We start from the raw sequence: 20,244 nt of genomic DNA, 5'->3' as shown, positions 1-20,244 counted from the left end.
CGCCGCTCAGCCTTTGCTCACCAGTTGGCCGCCCACCACGAGATGGTCGAGGTTCATGGAGGCGAAGGCCTCGACCGCCTCCTCGGGGGTCTCCACGATGGGCTGACCCGCCACGTTGAAGGAGGTGTTGAGGATCACCGGGCAGCCGGTGAGCCGCTCGAACTCGCCGAGCAGCCGGTACACGGCGGGGTTCTGGTGCTCCTCCAGGGTCTGGTGCCGGGCCGTGCCGTCGACATGGGTGGCGGAGGGAATGGCGTCGGGGCGGGTCACCTTGGTGACGATCAGCATGTACGGGGACGGCTGCCCGAGGTCGAAGAACTCGGCGCTGCGCTCGGCGCGGATGACGGGGGCGTACGGCCGGAACCACTCGCGGAACTTGACGTGGTCGTTGAGGTGGTCGCGTACGGAGGCGGGGAACGGTGCGGCGAAGATGGAGCGGTGGCCGAGCGCGCGCGGCCCGAACTCGCTGCGGCCGTCCCACCAGCCCACGACCTTGCCGTCCGCCAGCAGCGACGCGACCTCTCCCGGCAGGTCGTCGGGGGTACGTACGGGCAGCCCGGAGCCGGCGACGGCCCGCTCGGCGCGGGAGCGCGGGTACTCCGGGCCGAGGTACGCGTCACGCAGGATCGGCAGCCGGTCCATCGGCACGCCTTCGAGTTCGTGCAGGCCGTAGTAGGCACAGCCGAGGCTGATGCCGTTGTCGCCGGCGGCGGGTACGACGAAGATCCGCTCGAAGGGCGTCTCCTTGAGGATCCGGCCGTTGGCCACGCTGTTGAGCCCGACTCCCCCGGCGACGCACAGGTCGGTCAGCCCCGTCCGCTCGTGCAGGGCCTGGGCGCAGTGCACCAGGGAGCGTTCCAGCACCTCCTGGGCGGCCCGGGCGATCGCCGCCTTCGTGTCGAAGTCGGCGTCCTTGGCGAGCCGGGAGAGTACGTGGGTGGCCTTGCTCGCCGAGATGCTGACGCCGCCGCCGGGCAGCAGGGTGACCAGCTCCGACAGGTCGTCGACGAAGCGCTCGTCGCCGTAGGGGGCGAGCCCCATGGTCTTGCCGTCCTCGCTGACCGGGAAGCGGGTCTTGGGGCCCGTGTAGGCGAGGCCGATGGCGATGCTCGCCGCCCGGTAGAAGTGGCCGAGCGAGTTGTCGGTCTCGCCGGGCTGGTAGTACGCGCTCTCCGACCCGGCGTCCACGAGGTGGGCCCCGCTGACCCGGTCGAGCAGCCGGATGCCGTTCTCGTCGGCCACGTACGAACTGATCGTTTCGGCCTCGCGGCCCCCGGGTCCCACCTTGGCACCGGCGGTGAGGCTGCCGGAGTTGTCGCAGACGAGCACGGCGGCCCGGGACATGCCCGAGGCTCCGAACGCGCTGTAGGCGTGGGCGAGATGGTGGTTGATCACCCGCACCCGGTGGCGGAAGGAGTGGTAGAAGGGGCGCGGCACCAGCTCGCAGGCGACCACATGCTCCACCTCGGCCGCGGTGACGCCCAGGTGGGACAGGCATGCCTGGCGGCTGACGCCGGCCAACAGGTCAGTACCGAGGCCGTACTTGCTGCGCATGAGGCGTTCCTCGTCGATCGCGACGAGACGTTCGCCGTCGGTGGCGCACGACGCCCAGTCGTGCCCAGATCCGCCGAGGCCCAGCACGGTCATGTCGTGTCCTTTTCCCTTGGCGTCCCTCGACGAACACCGATTCCACCGGTGGACGTCGATCGGGACATGCGAAACCTGGGCCCGACGGCAGGAGAGCCGGTACAGGTGGAACAGTCGTGGGTCGCCGCCCGGCGTGGTCTGTGTGCCTGCCCAACCGGTTTGCGCGGGAGGGCGGTTGTGAGGTGGGGGAGCGTCCGGAGAACGGCGGCGAACTGCGTGAGGGGTCCTCCGGCAGGGACTTCAGGAGACCGGAGCGACCACCAACTCTAGTCAGCGGGCGTCACTCACTGTCAAGGACTGATGACCACAGCGCCATCAGTTGTCCGAAATGCCATCGACACCGAGTGAGGCGCCGCTCCCACCGTCCGAGCGCCGGCAAGCCCCCCGACCGGCGAGGACACCGGAGCCGGCGGCGGCGGAGCGGGACCGCGCCGCCGGGCGAACGCCGCCGAGTTCGCGCTCCACGTACCACTTTCGGTCATCGTCGCCCATCAGCACCCACGGCAACTGCCCGAGCATGTACGGTCACACCGTGCTATCGGCGTGGCGATCGGCCCCCGTGGACGATCCCCGCTTCCGTGCTGCCCGGAACTCCGTGCGGCACCGACGTCCCGCCGACATCCCGTACATGGCAGACCTGATCCTCCGCACAGCCGGACGAGGGAGCGCTGTGACCGAGCAGCAACGGACGATCGTCATCATCACGGAGGGCGCGGCTCCCGCGCTGCTGGACCGCTGGTGCGCCGCCGGCCTCCTGCCCGGCTACGCCCGCCTCCGGCGCGAGGGCGCCCACGGGGCGCTGTCGGCGGAGGGCACTCCGTACGAACCTCCGGGCCTGTTGAGCGTCCTCACCGGCCAACGGGCCGCCGATCACGGGTTCTTCTCGTACTGGACCTGCCACGACCCGGAGTACTCGCCGCAGGTGCTCGGCTCCGGGGACCGCCGCCATCCGCTGCTGTGGCAGCAGGAGTCGTTCGCCGGTCTCCGTTTCGCCTGCGTCGGGCTGTTCGGCACGCATCCCGTCGAGCCGATGGACGGCGCGCTGATCAGCTATCCGATGCACGCGACCCTGCACGCCTGCCATCCGCCGGACCTCCAGCGCCGGCTGGCCAGGGACGGCATCCGGCCGGTGCACGACGTCTCGATCTTCTGGACGGGCCAGCCCCGTGAACACCTGCTGCCGCGGCTGCTGGAGGCGGACCGGCAGCGTGGGAAGGCCGCCCTGGCGCTGCTCCCCGAGTCGGATGTGGTGATCGTCAACCTCACCTGCATCGACCGTACGTCGCACATCTACTGGCAGGAGCTGGAGCACGGGCCCGAACGGGAGCAGGAGAGCGCGGTGTTCGCCGCGTACCGCACCTGCGACCAGGTCATCCAGGACGCGCTCGCGCTGGCCGGCGACCACACCGATGTGCTGGCCTTCTCCGAGATCGGCTTCGGCCCGCTGCGCGACTACTGCTCCATCAACGACGACCTGGAGCGGGCCGGCCTGCTGGCGAAGACCCCGGACGGCGGCATCGACTGGGCGAACACCACCGCCTTCGAGGCCGTGCAGGGCACGCACGGGATGAACATCAACGTCAGGGACCGCTACAAGCACGGCACGGTGCGCGCGGAGGACGTCGACCGGGTGCGCGCCGAGGTCGGCTCGGTGCTGCTGGAGATCCTCAACCCCCGTACGGGGCTGCCCTTTTTCTCCTCCGTGGCGACCCGTGAGGAGATCTACCCGGGTACGGCGACGGCCGGCGCCCCGGATCTCATCATGGAACCGGCCGACTGGCGCTATCTGCCGATGGGCGATCCCCGGTGGGCGTCCCATGTGCACCGGACCTGGCAGAGCGGCTGGCACCGCCGGGAGTCCTTCTGGGCCGGGCTCGGCCCCGGCTTCGCGCCGGAGCACACCGACGACGCCGTGGCCTCCCCGATCGACATACCGGTCACGCTGAGCCGGCTGCACGGGCGGCCGGTGCCGGAAGGGTGGCGGGGGCGCCCGCTCGGCAGGCCGGCCTGAGCCGCCCGGCGCGCCGCGCAGGTCCTACCCAACTCCGCTTCCGCTTCCGCTTCCCTCTGTTCCGTTTCCTCTCTCCCTGTGGAGGTCTCCATGCCCGAGGTACGAGCACCCGAACGACGGCGTGAACGGCGCAGGTCCCTCACCGAGCCGGGCGGGGAGACGAACCGGGAGGAACTGGCCGGCGCTGCGCGGTTCACCGAGTGGTCTCCCGCGACCCCGGACGCGCTCACCTGGGAGGGCCCCGGCGACCGGCCCCCGGCCGATCTGCTGCGCGCGGCGCTGGCCGAGGGCCTGTTGGGACACCCGTGGGACCGCGGGTTTCCCCGCTACGCGTGGTACCGCGCCGGTGACGTGGTCCACGAGTTCCGGCTGACCGGGGACTCCCCCGGTCACTACACCGGCTACACCCTGCACCCGAGTGAATGGCCGGAGGGACTCGCGTGAGCACACTTCCCGACTTCTCCCTGAGCTGGAAATGGCAGGAGCCGCCCACCACGGCGGGCGGTGAACTCGCCGCCACCTGGGCCGATCTGGAGATGTCCATCGGCTCGCTGCCGCCGCTGACGGTGGTGGAGGACCCGGAGGCCGGCACGGTCCGGCCCTACATCACAGGCTCGTTGTACCCGCTGGCCGAGTGGATCGCCTTCAACTGGTGGTCGCTGCTGGCCGATGCCCGCCCGGGGACGCAGATCTCCCAGCTCCGCTTCGCCTACCGCAACGGCGTCGGCGACGCCCGCGGCTCCTGGTGGGTGCGGTCGCGGCGGCACATCCTGCGGGCCGCCTGCGACGGATTCCGCTGGCCCGACGTGCTGTTCGTGCCCGAGGGGTCCCAGACCCGGGTCGTGTGGATGCCCGACGGCGGCCCGGACCCCCGTGGCGGCACCCGCTTCCTCACCCGGGGGAACGCGGTCGTCGGCTCCGACGCCCTCGCCGAGTCGCTGGGAAGTTTCGTCGACGCGGTCCTCGGCCGGCTCACCGAACGCGATGTCACCGGCACCCCTCTCCAGGAGGAGTGGACCGCGATCCGGGCGACCGGCGAGGAGGAGGCGGAGTTCTGCCGCTCCGCCGCCCGCCTCGGGCTCGACCCGTACACGGAGTCCGCGCCCTACGCGGCGGACATCGTCCGGGCGGCCCGGGAACTGCCCGAGACCATGGGGCTCGACTTCTTCAACTCGGTGGCCCCCGACCGGATCACCGACCAGCTCGGCTGGATCGAGCGCGCCAGGGAGGTCGCGGGAACCGCCCCGGCCGGGCGGCCCGCCGACGCCACCGTCGCGGCGCTCCGCGCCGCCTGTGCGGATGTGCGGCAGGCGTTCTACGACCCGGGCAGGCTGGAGAACCCCTGGCATCTCGGGTACGAGCTGGCGCACCGGGTCCGCGCCTGGGCCGGTGTGCCGGACACCGACCGGTTCGAGACGGACACGCTCCTCACGTACTACACGGAGCAGACGCCCTACATCGACCGGGGGTTGGTGGCGTACGGCAGCCGGGACGCCGGGCCGGGTCCTGTCGTGGTGTCGAGCCGCCGCTACACCGAGCGTCCCCGCCGCTTCCTGGAGGCGCGCGCCCTCTGCCACTTCCTCTTCGACGCCGACGAGGACTTCCTGATCGTGGCCTCGCACACCCGCCGGCAGCACCTGGCGCGCGGCTTCGCCCTGGAGCTGCTGGCCCCCGCGCAGGGCATCGCGCGGCTGCTGGGCAGGCCGGACGGCCTGGTGACCGCGGAGGACGTGGAGCAGATCGCCGAGGACTACGGCGCGGGGACCATCGTGGTGGAGCACCAGTTGGACAATCGGGTGCTGGCGCAGGACTTCCCGTTCGAGCCTGCCACGCCGTCCGTACGCCACCTGACCCGCTACCCCCGGGGAGCGACCGGGTGAACGCGGCGGACAGCGACGTCTTCCCCTATCCGGCGGGTCCGGGTGGCACCGTCCCGCCGCGGTACGGGCGGCTGCTCGCCGAGGAACCTGTCGCGCGGGTACGGCTCGCCGACGGCGCCGAGATCTTCCTCGTCACCCGGGCCGCCGACGTACGGACGGTGCTGAGCGACCCGGTCTTCAGCCGGTACGCGGCGGCGATTCTCCCCGGCAGCGGTCTCGGCAGGGGGCAGGGCACCGGGATCGTCGACGTCGACCCGCCCCTGCACACCGCGCTGCGGAACCCGGTCGTCTCGGCGTTCTCGCCGGGCCGGGTGGCCCGGTGGCGGCCGCGGATCGAGGCCGTGGCCGACGAGTTGCTGCTGCGGCTCGCCGACGAGCCAGGGCCTGTGGACCTGGTGCGGTCCTACACCGCGCCGTTCGCCGGCCGCGTCATCACCGAGCTGCTGGGCTTCGACGGCGCCCGGTGGCGGGAGATCACCGGCGACGTCGAGACGCTGCTGATGTCAGGGGGCGACGGAGGCCCGGACGGCGACGCCTGCCGGCAGCGGCTGCACGACGCCTTCACCACGCTGCTCAAGGAGCGCGGTCAGCGCCCGGCCGACGACGTGGCCACCGTACTGCTCGGACTCGACGACCCGGACTCCGGCGGCGGGGAACTGCCCGACACCCACCGGATCACCCTGCTCCACGGCCTGGTCATCTCCGGCTACATCGGGATCCGGGACCTGCTGGCACGCCATCTGTACGGGGTGCTCGCGGCGCCGGAGTCCAGGGACCGGCTGGTGGCGCGGCCCGAGCTGGTGCCGGGGGCGGTGGCCGAGCTGCTGCGGTTCTACCCGTCGAGCAACGACGGCCTGTTGCGGCTGGCCACCCGGGACGTGGAGCTGTCCGGCCGCACCGTACCTGCGGGCAGCCCGGTGCTCCCGCTGGTGTCGGCGGCCTGCCGTGACCCCCGGGTCGTCGACCGGCCCGACGAACTGGTCGTGGACCGGGCGGAGGTGCCGACCCTCGCCTTCGGCGCGGGACCGCACGCGTGCCCGGCGGCCGACCTCGCCCGCGTCCAGCTCTCCACCGGGCTCGGCCGGCTGCTCGCCGCGTACCCCTCGGCCCGGCTCGCCGTACCGGCCGATGACGTGGTGCACACCTCGGAGCTGCTGCCGCTCGGTGTCGCCGAGCTGCCCGTACGGCTGCGCGCCCCGGCATGAGCCCCGCGCGCGCCTCCGTCCTTCTGTGGTGCGTGTCCACCGAGGCCACGGCCCGGGTGACGGCGGCCGCGCGGGAGGTCCTCCCCGCCGCCGACCGGGGACGGATGGCGAAGCTGCGGTCGGCGGCCGACCGGGACGCCTTCGCCCTCAGCCATGCCGTGCTCGCCCGGTGCCTGGGCGGCCTCACCGGGGTCGCGCCGGCCGATCTGTGCTTCGTCCGGGGTGCCGACGGCAAACCCGGACTGCGCACCCGGGGAGCCGGTGACGGGCCGGAGTTCAGCCTCTCGCACACCGGGGGCCTCACGCTGCTGGCGGTGGTGCGCGGGCGCCCGGTCGGGGTGGACGTGGAGCGCGTACGACCGGTCCCTGCGGCGCGGATCGCGCGGCGGTACTTCCCCGCCGACGAAGCGGCGGCGGTGGCCTCCCGTACCGAACTCAGCGCCCCTGAGCTGTTCTTCCGGCTGTGGGTACGCAAGGAGGCAGGCGTCAAGGCGTGGGGCGGGCGGCTCGCCCAGGGCCTTGGCACCCGGGTGGGGACAGCGCGGGACGACCGTCCTGGCTCCGTCACCACCCGGGGACCCGACGGCAGGTCATGGCAGGTGCGGGACCTGGCCTGCGTACCGGAGCCCTGTCTCGCGGCCGTCGCGCTGCCGCGGGGCAGCGGCGCGGCGGAGCGGATCGAGGTCCGGGCGCTGTCCGTCGGTCAGTTGCTCGACCGGGGTCCTGAGTCCGGACCTGTCCTGCTGACCGACCTGCCCCGCTGACCGGTGGCTGTGCTTCCACGGGCGGCCGGCGACCGTGAACCGAGCTGGACGAGGAGGCCCGAATGGGCGAGCACTTCCCGAGGTACGTGGACGGCCGGCCGGCGCAGGCGTCCGACGGGGCGACCTTCCGGTCGTTCGAACCGGCCACCCGGCGCCATCTCGCCGATGTGCCACGCTGCGGCGAGGCCGATGTGCGCGAGGCCGTGGCGGCGGCGCGCCGCGCCTTCGACACCGGCCCCTGGCCCCGGATGGAGCCACCCGAACGGGCCGCGATACTGCGGCGGGTCGCTGGACGGCTGGCCGAGGAGTCCCCGCGGCTGGCCGAACTGGAGGTCCGCGACAACGGCACCACCCTGCGCAAGGCGCTGGGCGCCGACGTGCCCGGGGCACACGCGGCGTTCCTCTGGAGTGCCTGGTGGGCCGAGCACATGTCCGACCGGCTGGCCCGGGGGCACACCGGGGCCGATACGGCGGCCGCACCGCACTATCTGCGCTGGCATCCGCTGGGGGTGGTGGCAGCGATCGTCCCGTGGAACCTGCCGCTGCTGCTCGCGGCCTGGCGTATCGCTCCGGCCATCGCCGCCGGCAACACCTGTGTGATCAAACCGGCTTCGTTCACCTCGCTCACCGCGCTGGAACTGGTCCGGCTGCTGCACGAGTGCGGGCTGCCGCCGGGCGTCGTGAACGTGGTCACCGGGCCCGGCGGGACGACCGGGGAGAGCCTGGTGCGCGCCCCGGGCGTGGACCTGGTGGCGTTCACCGGCTCGGACGCGGTCGGCGAGAGCGTCCGCCTCGGCGCGGCGGGGGCCGGCGCGGCGACCCGGCTGAACCTGGGCGGCAAGTCGCCGAACGTGGTGCTGCGCGACGCGGATCTGGACCGGGCGGCCGCCGGGGTGGCCTGGGGCATCTTCCTCCACAACGGGCAGGTGTGCATGGCGGGTTCACGCGCCGTGGTGCACGCCGACGTGCACGACGAGTTCGTGGAGCGGGTACGGGAGCTGGCGGGGCGACTGGTGGTCGGCGACCCGATGAGCCCGGCGACCGACCTCGGCCCGCTGGTCTCGCGCAACCAGGCCCGTACGGCCCAGCGCTTCACCCGGCTCGGGGTGTCCGAGGGCGCGCGCCTGGTGTGCGGTGGCAGGGCACCGGAGGCGGGAGAGCTGCCCGAGGGGCTGGACGCAGGCGCGTACTTCCTGCCCACCGTGCTGAGCGAGGTCGCGCCCGACAGCACGGTGGCCCAGGAGGAGATCTTTGGACCCGTCCTCTCGGTCATCAGGGCCGCCGACGACCAGGAGGCCGTGCGTATCGCCAACGGCTCGCGGTACGGGCTGAGCGCCGGGGTCTGGTCGGCCGACCCCGCGCACGCGCGGGCGGTCGCCGAGTCGCTGGGCGCCGAACGGGTGTGGGTGAACGACTACCGGCTGGTCGACCTCGAACTGCCGCCCGACGGGGCGGTTCCCGGCGATGTGGTCTGGGAGCGGCTGACCAACGACCTCGACGGCTACCGCCGCCGCCAGTCCGTCACCGACTCGTCGAGCGGATCACCGGAGGTGACGGCGACTCCCTACGGGCTGTTGGGGCTCTGAGCGTCCTGTCCCGTCCGGCCCTGTCCCGCGTTGTTCCCTCCTCTGCTCCCCCATTTCTTCGCTGCGGAGTCCGCCCATGAAGATCGGCATCGCGTTCCCCAACACCATCCCCGGGGCCTCCGGAAGGCTCCAGACCGAGTGGGCCGTACGGGCCGAGCAACGGGGCTTCTCGACCGCCGCGGCGACCCAGCGACTCTGCTACCCGGGTCATGAACCGCTGTCCGTGCTGGCCGCGGCGGCTGCGGTGACCTCGCGGATCGGGCTGGCCACCAACATCCTGGTCGCCCCCCTGACCACCGCCGCCGTGCTCGCCAAGGAGGCGGCCACGGTTGCCTCTCTGGCCGGGGGACGGTTCCTCCTCGGCCTCGGTCCGGGCGTGCGCGCCGACGACTTCGAGGCGGCGGAGCGGGAGTTCGGCCCCCGGGGCGCGGTCTTCGACGGCCAGGTGGCGGAGTTGGCGCGGCTGCGGGAGCGGCACGACCCCGGGAACCTGCCCGGCCCCGTACCGCCGCTGCTCATCGGCGGCCTGAGCGCGGCCGCGGTCCGGCGGACCGTACGGTGGGCGGCCGGCTGGACCGCGCCCGGACTTGAGCCGGAGCGGGTGGCGCCCACAGCCGGGAAAGTGCGTGCGGCGTGGGCCGAGGCGGGCCGGGAGGGGGAACCCCGGCTGATCGCGCTGTCCCGGTTCTGGCTGGGTGAGGATGTGGCGGAGGAGGCCGGCGGTTTCGTACGGAAGTATTTCGGCGTGCTCGGAGACGAGGCCGACGATTTTGTCCGGAAAACACCGCGCACGCCGGAGCAGGTGCGGGCGCGAATGAAGGAGCTCGCCGAAGCGGGCTTCGACGAGGTGGTATTCCATCCGACGGCGGCGCGGCTGTCGCAGGTGGACCGGCTGGCCGATGTCCTGCTTCCGTGATCGTTTACCTGCCCGATTAGCCGACCGATTAGCTGATCGTTCATCCGTTCGCTTCCTGCACTATCCATCCGGCCATTCTCCGGCCGAGGTTCCGGTTGGTTCTCTGTTCCGGACCTTCTTCTTCCGCCGAACAGCCTCCGCTGATAAATTCTTCCTATGCATGCGACCGTGACGGGCAACAAGCTCAAGGCCGTGAAGGATCTTCGGGAATTCGGTTACTGCGTTCTCGAACCCCCGCTGCCACCGCACGAGTTCAAGCAGTTGAGGAACCGCCTCACGGAGGTGGCGGAACAGGAACGCGAAGAGAAGACGGCCTTTCTCTACGACGGCGGGAACCAGCGTGTCTTCAGCCTTCTGAACAAAGGCGAGGAGTTCGAACGCTGCGTGCAGGAGCCTTCGACACTCGAACTGATGGAGGAGGTGCTGGGCTTCAACTTCCTGCTGTCCAGTACGCATGCGAACATCGCGGGCCCGGGCGGCGCCTCCATGAACGTGCACGCCGACCAGACCTTTGCCCGGCCGCCGTGGCCTCCGTACGCGCTCGTGGCCAACAGCATGTGGATGCTGGACGACTTCACCGAGGACAACGGCGCCACCAGGGTGGTGCCGCGCAGTCATCTCCTGGGCCGCCAGCCGGACTACGACCGGGGCGAGGGGGATGTGGAGACTGTCCCGGTCTGTGGGCCGGCCGGCAGCGTCATGATCTTCGACGGGCGGCTCTGGCACCAGACGGGGGCCAACGCCACCGATCGGCCCCGGCACGGCATCCTCAACTACTACTGCCGTGGGTACGTGCGCCAGCAGCAGAACTTCTTCGCCGGGCTGAAGCCGGAGGTCGCCGAGCGGAGCGGGCCCATGATGCGGCGGCTGCTGGGCTTCGAGAACTACTTCTCGCTCGGGCTGTCGGACGGGCTGTCTTGAGCACGGCCGCCTTCGACGCGCGTCAGTTCCTCCAGGCCCCGGGGTCCCGGCCGGTGCTGCGGCTGGTGCTGGCGGACCCGGCGGGCACCGTCGGCGTTCCGCTGCTCAGGGAGCTGGCGCCGGAGCTGGTCGTGGTGCCGGCCGGTACGGGCGCCCTGTCACGCGCCGGGGCTGACGAGGCTTCCGGGCTGCCCTGGGCGCTGCTCGCCGCGGCCGGCCGGGCTCCGGGCGGCGCGGCCGTCCTGGCCGCCGCCGTCCACGCCGTGCGGACCGGGCCACCGCCCGCCCATCTGCTGCTCTGCCCCGGGCCTGGCCCGGTCGCCCAGGGCCTCGACGGGGACACCGAAGCGAACGCCGAAGCGGCCGCTCTCGCCCCGCTGCCCTGTCCGGTCACGGTGTTGCTCGCCGAGGATCTGGCCCCGGGCGGTACCGACCGGTCCGTGGCCGGCTGGCGGCGGCTCTCGCCGGACGCGTTCACCGTCCGGCTGCTGGGGCCCGACGCCTGGGTCGCGGGTAGCAGCGCCGCCACCGCCGCACGCGTCATCAAGGAGGAGCTGCGCGTCTGGCCCGCCTGAACGCGCGGGCGCGGGCGCGGGCCGCAGTACGTGCAGGCACAGGCCCCGCGCTCAGCCGGCGAGCGTCCCGTACAGCTCCACAGGACTGGAGCGCCGCAGGTCGATGTCCGACGGCAGGTCCATTCCCAGCTCCTCCTCCAGCACGATGGCCAGCTCGATCATCCGCGCGGAGTCGACGGAGAGCTGAACGCCCAGCGGTACGTCCGGGTCCAGTTCCGTCCCCTCAAGACCGAGGCCCGTGACAACGGCGGAAAGGAACTCCAGCATGCTCAGCGGCTCCTTCGGCGGTTCGCCCATGGCCCGCACGTCCTCTCGGTCGCGGACCGGCCGCACCACGCGCACCGGGGCTCCCGGCGCGCGCAGGGGCAGGTCCTGGTCGTAGTTCAGTCCCAGCCGCAGCGCGGTCTCGGCCTTGGTCAGTTCACCGCCGAGATAACCGGCGTGCGCCGCCTCGGTGATCACCCCGGCGTTCAGCAGACCGAGCAGCATCGATTCGGCACGGGCCCCGGTCATCTCATGGCGGGGAGTCAGATCACTGTCGTACTGCCGCAGGACGATACGGCGGGCCCGCCGGTCGAGGCTGATCACCACGAACCCGTCGAGCGCGCCGCTGATACCGGTCCGCTTCCCGCCGGCTCTCAGCCGCCGGAAGACGGGCCGGGTGCCCGCCTCCGGGTCCGGCAGTTGTACGAGCGCCCGCTCGGGGGCCGCCTCACCGAGGCCATGACGGGCGCGCGCCCACAACTGCGCCACCAGATCGCCCAGCACCAGCAGGTCGCACTCGCCCCGGGCGTCGACCACCTCGACCCGTAATCGCACCCGCTCCACCTCGGCCAGGGAGACCGTGGGGAGTACGGGGAGATAGCCGGCAGCCCCTCGGATGCGCCGGCGCTCGGCGTCCACGCCCTCCCGGAAGAGCGCGATCAGGCTCTGTCCCGCGTGGAAGCGCGGCGAGTCCCGGCCGCAGACCAGCAGCCCCCGGATCTCGGGCCGGCACGCCAGTGTGCGCACCAGTTCCTCGATGCCGAGGTTGGCCGTCATCAGAGTCCCGGCCAGCACCACGCCCGGCAACGCCGAGAGCGGCTCGGGCAGTTCGCGACTGCTGAGGCTGCACACCGCGATCCGGTGCTCCCCGGCGGCCGGCCGATCACCAGGTGGCACCGCTGCCCTCCCCGGTGTACTGACGGGGCAGCCCGCCCGGCCGCACCGGCGGCAGGCTGGAGCTGATCTCCGAGACCCGGGCGCCCAGCCGAGTGAGGCGCTTGCCGACCCGCAACTGCTCCGAGCGGAGCCGGTCGAGCCGGTCGCGGAAGTACTCCTCGACCTCCACCACCTGCTGGGCCTGTTTGTCGGTGTCCAGGCTCTCGCTCATCACGGACTCCAGGTTGGACATGAAGAACGTGAAGTTGAACTGCCCCATTTCCTGGCGGATTTCGTGGACGGTGTCCTTGAACCGGTTCATCACCTCGTCAACGCCGGAGAGCATGCCGAAGCGGCGCTGCAACCGGGTGATGAAGGTCTGGAGCACCACGTTGTAGGTCTCGAACTCGAAGACCGCCGACTGGTCGGTGATCACCCCGTGCCTGTGGTAGTCGTCGTTGTTGTAGAGCTGCGCGAAGTGCCTGGCCAGCCGCCCGACGCGGTCATCCGCGAACTCGTAGCCGTACGGGTCCAGATCCTGCCGGTACGTCTCGGCCAGCAGCCCGTCGCCCTCCATCCGCCGCACGATCGCCGTACCGGGGTAGATCTCCAGCCGCTCGGTCATCCGGCGCAGGTTGTGGCCGGAATTGTCGCGCAGGAAGCGCGCGTTCGCGATCAGGGTGTCCACGGTGGCGTACGGGTGGAAGGGGATGAAGCCCATCGCCAGATAGATGCCGTGCTCGCGGAGCATCCGGATGATGGTGACGTTGTCCTCGACCGTGGCGCGCTTCTCCCAGAGCAGGAGTTCCTCGGCCGTGCCCGACTCGATGCCGACATTCACCTTCTCCAGGCCGGAGGCGGTGAGCAGGTCGAGCAGCGCGTGGTCCTCGGGGGTGTCGTGCCAGTTCTCGGCCCGCATGCAGACGTTGTAGTAGATGTCGAGTCCGCGGTCGATGAGGCCCTGGGCGATGGCGCCGGCCCGTTTCTTGCCGACGCGTCCGCCGTCCGGGTCCTCGAAGGTGGAGTCGACGAAGTCGAACGTACGGAACTGGTGCCGCTCGACGATCTGCGCCACCTCCTCCACGATCTGCGCCGGGCCGCGCCCTCGCCATGCCTTGCCCGCCTGGACCCGGTTCTTCAGATGGGGTGCGGAGCAGAAGGTGCAGTTGGCGACGCAGCCCCGGCTGGTGCTGACCCGTACGTACTCCAGCTTGTCGCCGTGCTGGCTGAGCTGGTCCCTGGCGGGGAAGGGCAGTACCTCCAGGTCGTGGACGAGTGGGCGGGCCGGGTTCTGGTGCACGCCGCCGTCGGCGTCCCGGTAGCAGACACCGGGGCATTCGGTGAGCGGTTCCTTCAGATACAGCCGATGGACCAGGTCGAGGATGGTCGGCTCGCCCTCGCCGACGGCGACGATGTCGGCGTACGGGTTGTTGCGCAGGACGTCGAGTCCGGCGAACGTACCGGCCGGGCCGCCACAGGCGATCGGGGTGTCGGGAAGAGCCTCCCGGAGTTGCCGGCAGAGACTGAGGCAGCTCGTCAGGTTGAGGCTCATCAGGGTGAAACAGACCAGGTCCGGCCGGTAGGCGCGCAGATGGTCGATGACGGCGGCGTGGTGGCTGTCGCCGTGCTCCACCTCGCGGATCTCCGCGGTGAAGCCGACGGATCGCAGGACGCTCGCCATGTAGGCCACCCCGAGATGCTCGGGTGACATCACGAGGTCACCGTCGAGCAGGATCAGGAAGCTGACCTTGAAGGACGAGGGATCGGTGACGCGTGGGTCCAGTCTCAGCTCGAACGTGCCGGGCTTCTTCTGGGCGGCGGTCCGGCCGATGGTGATGTCTTGGGTCATCAACCCTCCTCGGGGTGCGGTGCCGGCCGTGACCTGGGCGGCCCTGACCTCGGCGGTCCTGTGCTCGGGTCGCCCGGCGCTTTCCGGAACACGCCCCGGACCGGCTCGGACAGCGGCGGGCGCGGTGCTCAGCTCTGCTGGTCGGCCAGGGAATCGTCGGGCTTCAGCCTGCTGTTGACGTAGTCGGCGAGGAGGTCGAGGTCGTCGATCAGCTTGATCGACAGGTCCTCGTCGGCGATCTCCACGCCGAATTCGCTCTCCACCCAGATCAGGAACTCGATGGTGTTGATCGAGTCCAGTCCCAGCGCCTCCACCAGTCCGCGATCGGGTACGTCGGACGGTGCGACGGACAGTTCGAGGGAGTCGACCAGCACTTTGCGCAGCCGGGCCTTCGTCCCCTCGGTCTCCTCCATGAACGTCATCCCTTCATCAGTCTTCGGTGGAACGGCAGCTCGGTGGTTCGGCGGCTCGGTGGTTCGGCGGCTCGGTGGTTCGGCGGCTCGTTGGTACGGCGGCTCAGAGGTATCCCATTTCGCGGAGCCGGCCGGCGGTGTAGTCGTCCTCGTCGGCGGTACGCGCGGCCGGCTCGGCCGTGGGCACCGCCTCGGTCCTGGCCGTCACCCGCGGATCGGGTGCCGGGACCGGGAGGTCCTCGGTGAAGATCTCCGTACGGGGACGTCCGTCGATGTCCGCGGGCCAGGCGGCGCCCAGGTCCATGAGCAGGGTGGGAAGGGTGTCGACGAGCGGGACCGTGCCCGCCGCGCGGCCTGGTCTGACCCGGGGCGAGCGCTGCGCCCAGATCCCCTGGTGCCGGTGCAGGCCTGTCTGCGCGCTGGGCGACCAGAGGGCGCCCGTCAGGTCGGTGACCGGCAGGACGGACTCGTCTGCGGGGACGAGGAGCAGGTCGGGAGCGCGGCCCTGCCCCGTCCCCGGGTACGCCTCCGCGCTCGGCAGTACGGCCTGGAACACGGGGTCGCCCGAGGGGCCCTTGAGGCCGCCGAACAGGTCGGTGACCTCCGCCGTGATCCGGTCCCTGTCCCTCGGGGCGACCGTGCCCCGGGTCTGCCGGGCCTTGAGGTTGAGGTTGAGCCCGTAGCTGCCGGGGACCGGCATGTAGACCGCGGTACGGGAGAAGTCGACGCGCCGGCCTCCGCCGGCGAACCAACTGGCGGCCCCGTCGGCGGGTTCGTCGCCCGGTTCGGTGGCGAGCAGGCCCGCTCCCTCCAGCAACTGGTGTACGGCCAGGGCGTGCGCGCCCTGGCCGAGACCGTGGTCGGAGACGAGCGTCACCACCGTGTCCTCGTCCACCAGGGACAGCAGCTCCCCCACCGCGGTGTCCATGGCCTGGTACACCCGGGTGATGGCCCGGTCCCAGCCGGATCCGGCGGGCGCCTCCTCGTGGCGGGGGTGCGCCGTGTCCTCGTAGTGCCAGTAGTGGTGCCCGACCCGGTCGGCCTCGGTGAGCACCACCATGACCACGTCGGTGGGCCGGGTGGTCATGAGGTGGCGTACGGAGCGGATCCGGGCCTCGACATTGCGCTCGGCCTGTTCCAGGTAACCCATGTCGCCCCGGAACATGGTGGCCAGATCGGACTGGAAGTGGGCCTTGGCGGCGGCGAGTTCGCGCAGCAGCGAGTCAGGACGGCAGTGCCGCAAGGTCCGTTCGAGGGGCCAGGAGATCTGGTAGCCGGGCAGCTCCGCCGGCGGGTGGGACATCGGGATGTTGATGAGGCCGAGGGTGTACTCCTGGGCCGCGAGCCAGTCCCAGGCCGAGGAGCGCCCCAGGTCGCCGGCGCGGGTGACCCGGGCCCCGTAGCCGGGATCCTGGGTGTCGTAGAACTGGTAGATGCCGTGGTTGCCGGGGTGGGCGGCGGTCACGAAGGTGCTCCACCCGGGGGCCGTGTGGGCCGGCCAGGTGCACCTGGTCCTGCTGCTGGCCGAGGAGCGCAGCAGCCGGTCGATGTTCGGGAGCAGCCCACGGGCCGCCAGGGGATCGATGACGTCGAAAGTACCCCCGTCCAGACCGATGACGAGGGCGTGCGGCGAAGGTGACATCGGTTGCCTCCAACTGTGGACAGCGCACCCGCATCAGATAAGTGGTGGCCCGTCGGTCGCCAGTTGATCGGGGCGACCGTAACACTTAAATCATTCCGTCTTCCACGGAACGCCGGGCCGGATCCGAGGGTTGACCTGATGACGCCGTAGCAATGTCTTGCTTTCCCTAGATCGAATACGCTCCGCCTCGACCGGGACCTCCCAGCCCACCCGCTCTTTTACCGCTTCCGGCGCCTCTGTCGGGCCGTCAATTCACGGCGAACGGCTTGTCCGGAACGGATCGGTGCCCCCCTCTCCGGTGTCTGGATTTCCCGGCACCCGGCCTCAAGATCGCCTTCCACTTATGATCTCTGGCTGCCTGTTGACTTCTTTCACCTCCGTGGTGGAGCCTCATAAGACGAACCTTTTGAGGACACCTCACGTATCAACAGTCACTCAGCTCTTATGGTTCCTCCAATTTCGAAAAGCTCTACCCAGATCATCTCCTTCGGGAACGGTCGCGGAATATGAAGAGCAGCGCTGATTCGCCTTGCTGAGGGAAAGGCCGGCCCCCATGCCCCCGCCCACTCCGTCCGCCCCTCCGGCCCCTTCCGCACTGGCCGTGGTGATCCCCACCCGGGGCGACCACGAGCGGCTGCGGGTCACTCTCGCCTGTCTCGCCGCCCAGACCGGCGCTCCGCCGCACGAGGTGGTCGTGGTGGACGACAACGACGGCGGCGGGAGCGAAGCGCGGGCCCTGGCCTCCGTACTGGAGGAGGTGGGCCGGCTGCTGCCGGTACGAGCGGTGTCAGGCCCCGGGCGGGGTCGCGCCGCCGCCCGCAACCACGGGGCCGCGGCGGCCGAAGCGCCCTGGCTGCTGTTCCTCGACGCGGATGTGGTGGTGGGTCCCGGCTTCCTGCGCGCCTACGCCGACGCGGCGCTGCCGGGCCGTTTCCTCCACGGCGGGCTGCGCGAACTCCCCACGGCGGCACGGCTGCTGGGCCGATTACGTGAAGCGCCGCTCTCCGCCGTCCAGGAGGCCGGGGCGGCGCTGACGACCGCCGGGGCCGAGGGCGGGGGCAGGGACCCGATGCGGCGCACGATGGCCAACGCGCTGGAGCGCGCCGTCGAGTCGATGGCCGCGGGCGAGCTGCCGGACGTCGCGCCCTGGCTGGGCCTGGTGGGCGCCAGTTGTGCCGTGGAGCGCGCGGCCTGGCGGCTGACGGGCGGTTTCGACGAGGGATTCGCCCGGGTGTGGGGGTGCGAGGACCTGGAGTTCGGACTCCGGCTGTATGAGGCGGGCCTGCGGCGCCGGTTGGTGCCGGACGCTCTCGGCGTCCACCTCAGCCACGCCCGGCCGGACCGGTGGGAGCAGCACAGCGTCAACATGGACCGCTTCGCGGCTCTGCACCCGCGGCGTTCGGTGCGGGCGCTGGCCACCCTGCTCGGTCCCGGCGGCACACCCGAGCGCTATGTGGCGGCCGTCGGGGCAGCCGGCCAGGTGCCGAGTCCGGCGGGCACCCCGTGAACGCGGCGGACCGGGCCCGGGCGCAGATCGTGGTGTCGCCGCATCCCGACGACGCGGTCTGGTCCCTCGGGGGCCGGCTGGCCCGCTGGGCGTCGCTGGGCGCCCCGGTCACCGTGGTCACCGTCTTCGACGCGCCGCCGGCGACCGCGCCAGGTGAGGGCGGTGGCCCCGCCGGGGATCCCCGCGACGCCTGGCGCGCGGTCGCCGAGCCCGCCGTCCGGCGCCGGGAGGACAGGGCCGCTCTCGACGCCCTCGGGGCCGAGCACGTCTCGCTGGGCTTCACCGACGCGGCGCTGCGCACCTCGTACGGCCGCTACCGCTACCGTTCGGCTCCGCGGGTGCGCGGCCGTCACCACCCCGACGACGCCGCGCTGTCCGACGCGATCAGCGACGCCCTGCGCCCCTGGTGCCCGCCCGGCGCCAGGGTGCACGGGCCGCTGGCCGCCGGCCGGCATGTGGACCATGTCCTCGTCCGTTCGGCCGTCGAGAGACTGGGCCCGCCGGACACGGCCTGGTACGAGGACTTCCCGTATCCGCTGCGCCACCGCGACCACCAGGGCATGACCGCCCGCTGCGAGCCGCTCTCCGCCACCGACCTCGCCACCTGGCTGGCCGGCGCGACGCTGTACGAGAGCCAGGCCCTGGCCCTCTTCGGCGGTACGGCCGCACTGCGCGAGAAGCTCCTGACCCGTGCCCGGACCCACGGCACGACAGCCCGCCTCCCGTACGCCCACCGCTACTGGCTACGGCCCCCGCCGGCCGTGGACGGCACCCCAGGACAGCCGCCACCCCTGACCGGATGACCGAGACAAGCGCACGCCCTGTTCGGACGACCGTGAAAGGACCCCGCTGTGCCGCCCTTCGCCCCACTCCCGCTGATCGGCAACGATCTCGTCATCAACGAGGACTCGTGCAACCTGAGTTGCACGTACTGCCTCACAGGACAGAGCAACCTCAAAGAAGGTCACTCGCTGCAACTCATCTTCGATCCGCCCAAGCGCGACGACTACTCGCCGACGACGGAGCTCGGCAAGCGCGTCAACACCGTCGCCGGCCGGCTCCAGGGCCGCTTCAACCTGCCGCTGCTGAAGGTGACCGGCGGTGAGATCTTCCTCGTCCGGGGCATCATGGACTTCCTGGAGGAGCAGTCGTCGCACTACGAGGTCCTGGTCATCCAGACCAACGGTGTGCTGGTGAGCGAGGACCACCTGAAGCGGATGGCGTCCTGGGGCAATGTGGTGCTCCAGATCTCGCTGGACAGCCACCTCTACCAGGGCAACAGCTACCGCGTGCAGTCGGAGTCGCTGCACACCAAGGTGCTCCGCTCCATCTCACGGGTGCTGGACTCCGGTCTCCCGGTGGAGATCTACGGTGTGCTCAACGACCGCAGCATCAGCGAACTCAGCGAATTCGCCGGGTGGTTGAACGGCTTCGACCGGCCGCCGACGTTCTTCCCGTTCCCGGTGCGCGGCCCGGACTCCGACACGTTCAAGATCCGGCCGGAGCAGATCGCCCACATCGACGAACTGGTCGCGCGCTACGCAGAGTTCAGCGCGATCCTGCCGCCGCGCGCGTACTTCGACCGGCTGCTGAGCTTCTACCACGAGGGCAAGCGGACCTTCCGCTGTCACCTGCCCCGGCTGGTCGTCTCCAGCTTCAGCGACGGTGTGATCACGCCCTGCCCCAACATCTGGTTCTCCGACATGGGCAACATGCTGGGCGACGACGCCGAGAGTCTGCTGGACAAGCTCGGCAGCAGCGGGCTCTATCAGGCCCTGCTGTCGCCGAAGCCGCGTCTGAGCGCCTGTCACGGCTGCTTCACACCTTGGGACACCCTGTCGATGTACTTCGAGGACGAGATCACCCTCGACGAACTGTGCTCGGCGCCCACGTACTCCCCGCCGCGCATCCGGGGCATGATCGAACGCGCCAAGGCCGACTACCTGGCGGGCGCGGATGCCTGATACGGCCGGGTCTCCCGGCACCCTTCTCGGCGCCGTGGCCCGCCTCGACACCGGGCAGGAGGTGCTGCCGGGGCTGACCCGGGGCGACCTGCTCTCCCGCGCGTACGCGCTGGCCGACGCCGTGAAGACGGAGGACGCCGTCGGGGAGGCGGTGGCCCTGCGGATGCCCAACGGACCCGACTGGGTCGTGGCCTTCCTCGGGCTGCTCGCCGCCGGGGCCCTGC

18 protein-coding genes are annotated in these 20,244 nt (G+C 71.4%); 13 read left to right on the top strand and 5 right to left on the bottom strand.

Annotated features, from left to right (window positions below; translation table 11 throughout):
• Positions 1 to 6: 6 nt before the first annotated feature.
• Positions 7 to 1,647 carry a carbamoyltransferase C-terminal domain-containing protein gene (locus QR77_RS38975; RefSeq protein WP_052489414.1) on the bottom strand — a complete coding sequence of 547 codons (1,641 nt, stop codon included), beginning with the start codon at positions 1,645 to 1,647 and terminating at the stop codon, positions 7 to 9.
• Between the two features lie 670 nt (positions 1,648 to 2,317).
• Here QR77_RS38975 and QR77_RS38970 point away from each other — a divergent pair.
• From QR77_RS38970 to QR77_RS38930, 9 genes are all read left to right on the top strand, one after another.
• Positions 2,318 to 3,658, top strand: coding sequence for an alkaline phosphatase family protein (locus tag QR77_RS38970; protein WP_040026653.1), 1,341 nt, complete (start codon positions 2,318 to 2,320; stop codon positions 3,656 to 3,658).
• 90 nt (positions 3,659 to 3,748) lie between these two features.
• Positions 3,749 to 4,102 (top strand): hypothetical protein, encoded by a 354-nt coding sequence (locus QR77_RS38965; protein ID WP_040026652.1) that lies wholly within the window; start codon positions 3,749 to 3,751, stop codon positions 4,100 to 4,102.
• Positions 4,099 to 5,538 (top strand): hypothetical protein, encoded by a 1,440-nt coding sequence (locus QR77_RS38960; RefSeq protein WP_040026651.1) that lies wholly within the window; start codon positions 4,099 to 4,101, stop codon positions 5,536 to 5,538. The genes QR77_RS38965 and QR77_RS38960 overlap by 4 nt, the downstream gene beginning before the upstream one ends.
• Positions 5,535 to 6,743: a cytochrome P450 gene (locus QR77_RS38955; RefSeq protein ID WP_052489413.1), complete on the top strand. Its 1,209-nt coding sequence runs from the start codon at positions 5,535 to 5,537 to the stop codon at positions 6,741 to 6,743. Before QR77_RS38960 ends, QR77_RS38955 begins: the two co-directional genes overlap by 4 nt.
• Positions 6,740 to 7,507 carry a 4'-phosphopantetheinyl transferase superfamily protein gene (locus QR77_RS42645; RefSeq protein WP_107069039.1) on the top strand — a complete coding sequence of 256 codons (768 nt, stop codon included), beginning with the start codon at positions 6,740 to 6,742 and terminating at the stop codon, positions 7,505 to 7,507. Before QR77_RS38955 ends, QR77_RS42645 begins: the two co-directional genes overlap by 4 nt.
• A gap of 62 nt (positions 7,508 to 7,569) precedes the next feature.
• On the top strand, positions 7,570 to 9,093 hold the full coding sequence (locus tag QR77_RS38945) for an aldehyde dehydrogenase family protein (RefSeq protein WP_040026650.1): 1,524 nt from the start codon (positions 7,570 to 7,572) through the stop codon (positions 9,091 to 9,093).
• A 76-nt stretch (positions 9,094 to 9,169) separates the two neighbouring features.
• Positions 9,170 to 10,009, top strand: a complete 840-nt coding sequence (locus QR77_RS38940) for an LLM class flavin-dependent oxidoreductase (RefSeq protein WP_040026649.1) — start codon at positions 9,170 to 9,172, stop codon at positions 10,007 to 10,009.
• Positions 10,010 to 10,165: 156 nt separating this feature from the next.
• Complete coding sequence (locus QR77_RS38935) at positions 10,166 to 10,930, top strand: phytanoyl-CoA dioxygenase family protein (RefSeq protein WP_052489411.1); 765 nt, start codon at positions 10,166 to 10,168, stop codon at positions 10,928 to 10,930.
• Positions 10,927 to 11,505 (top strand): hypothetical protein, encoded by a 579-nt coding sequence (locus tag QR77_RS38930; protein WP_040026648.1) that lies wholly within the window; start codon positions 10,927 to 10,929, stop codon positions 11,503 to 11,505. The genes QR77_RS38935 and QR77_RS38930 overlap by 4 nt, the downstream gene beginning before the upstream one ends.
• A 51-nt stretch (positions 11,506 to 11,556) precedes the next feature.
• On the opposite strand, the gene QR77_RS42640 is transcribed toward QR77_RS38930, so the two are convergent.
• The 4 genes from QR77_RS42640 to QR77_RS38910 all read right to left on the bottom strand — a co-directional run bounded on the left by QR77_RS42640 (position 11,557) and on the right by QR77_RS38910 (position 16,549).
• A complete protein-coding gene (locus QR77_RS42640) occupies positions 11,557 to 12,666 on the bottom strand; it encodes a hypothetical protein (protein WP_078877670.1) in 1,110 nt (369 codons plus the stop codon).
• Positions 12,653 to 14,494 carry a B12-binding domain-containing radical SAM protein gene (locus QR77_RS42635; RefSeq protein ID WP_052489409.1) on the bottom strand — a complete coding sequence of 614 codons (1,842 nt, stop codon included), beginning with the start codon at positions 14,492 to 14,494 and terminating at the stop codon, positions 12,653 to 12,655. Before QR77_RS42635 ends, QR77_RS42640 begins: the two co-directional genes overlap by 14 nt.
• A gap of 128 nt (positions 14,495 to 14,622) precedes the next feature.
• The gene (locus QR77_RS42630) at positions 14,623 to 14,907 is read right to left on the bottom strand and encodes a phosphopantetheine-binding protein (protein WP_063798218.1); all 285 of its coding nucleotides are present in this window, start codon (positions 14,905 to 14,907) and stop codon (positions 14,623 to 14,625) included.
• 103 nt (positions 14,908 to 15,010) lie between these two features.
• Complete coding sequence (locus tag QR77_RS38910) at positions 15,011 to 16,549, bottom strand: alkaline phosphatase family protein (protein WP_040026647.1); 1,539 nt, start codon at positions 16,547 to 16,549, stop codon at positions 15,011 to 15,013.
• Positions 16,550 to 17,102: 553 nt separating this feature from the next.
• Here QR77_RS38910 and QR77_RS38905 point away from each other — a divergent pair.
• The 4 genes from QR77_RS38905 to QR77_RS47210 all read left to right on the top strand — a co-directional run.
• Entirely contained in the window at positions 17,103 to 18,056 is a 954-nt protein-coding gene (locus QR77_RS38905) for a glycosyltransferase (protein ID WP_040026646.1), read from the top strand.
• Entirely contained in the window at positions 18,053 to 18,859 is an 807-nt protein-coding gene (locus QR77_RS42625) for a PIG-L family deacetylase (protein ID WP_052489407.1), read from the top strand. The genes QR77_RS38905 and QR77_RS42625 overlap by 4 nt, the downstream gene beginning before the upstream one ends.
• Before the next feature lie 48 nt (positions 18,860 to 18,907).
• A complete protein-coding gene (locus QR77_RS38895; protein ID WP_040026645.1) occupies positions 18,908 to 20,020 on the top strand; it encodes a radical SAM protein in 1,113 nt (370 codons plus the stop codon).
• Positions 20,013 to 20,244 (top strand): hypothetical protein (locus tag QR77_RS47210; protein ID WP_201778864.1); only part of this gene is annotated, 232 nt, incomplete at its 3' end. The genes QR77_RS38895 and QR77_RS47210, both read left to right, overlap by 8 nt.

It is taken from the genome of Streptomyces sp. 150FB, from assembly GCF_000818195.1.
In the GTDB taxonomy this organism is placed as follows: domain Bacteria; phylum Actinomycetota; class Actinomycetes; order Streptomycetales; family Streptomycetaceae; genus Streptomyces.
The sequence above is the reverse complement of the archived record's forward strand: the minus strand, read 5'-3'. Positions and strand labels throughout refer to the sequence as shown.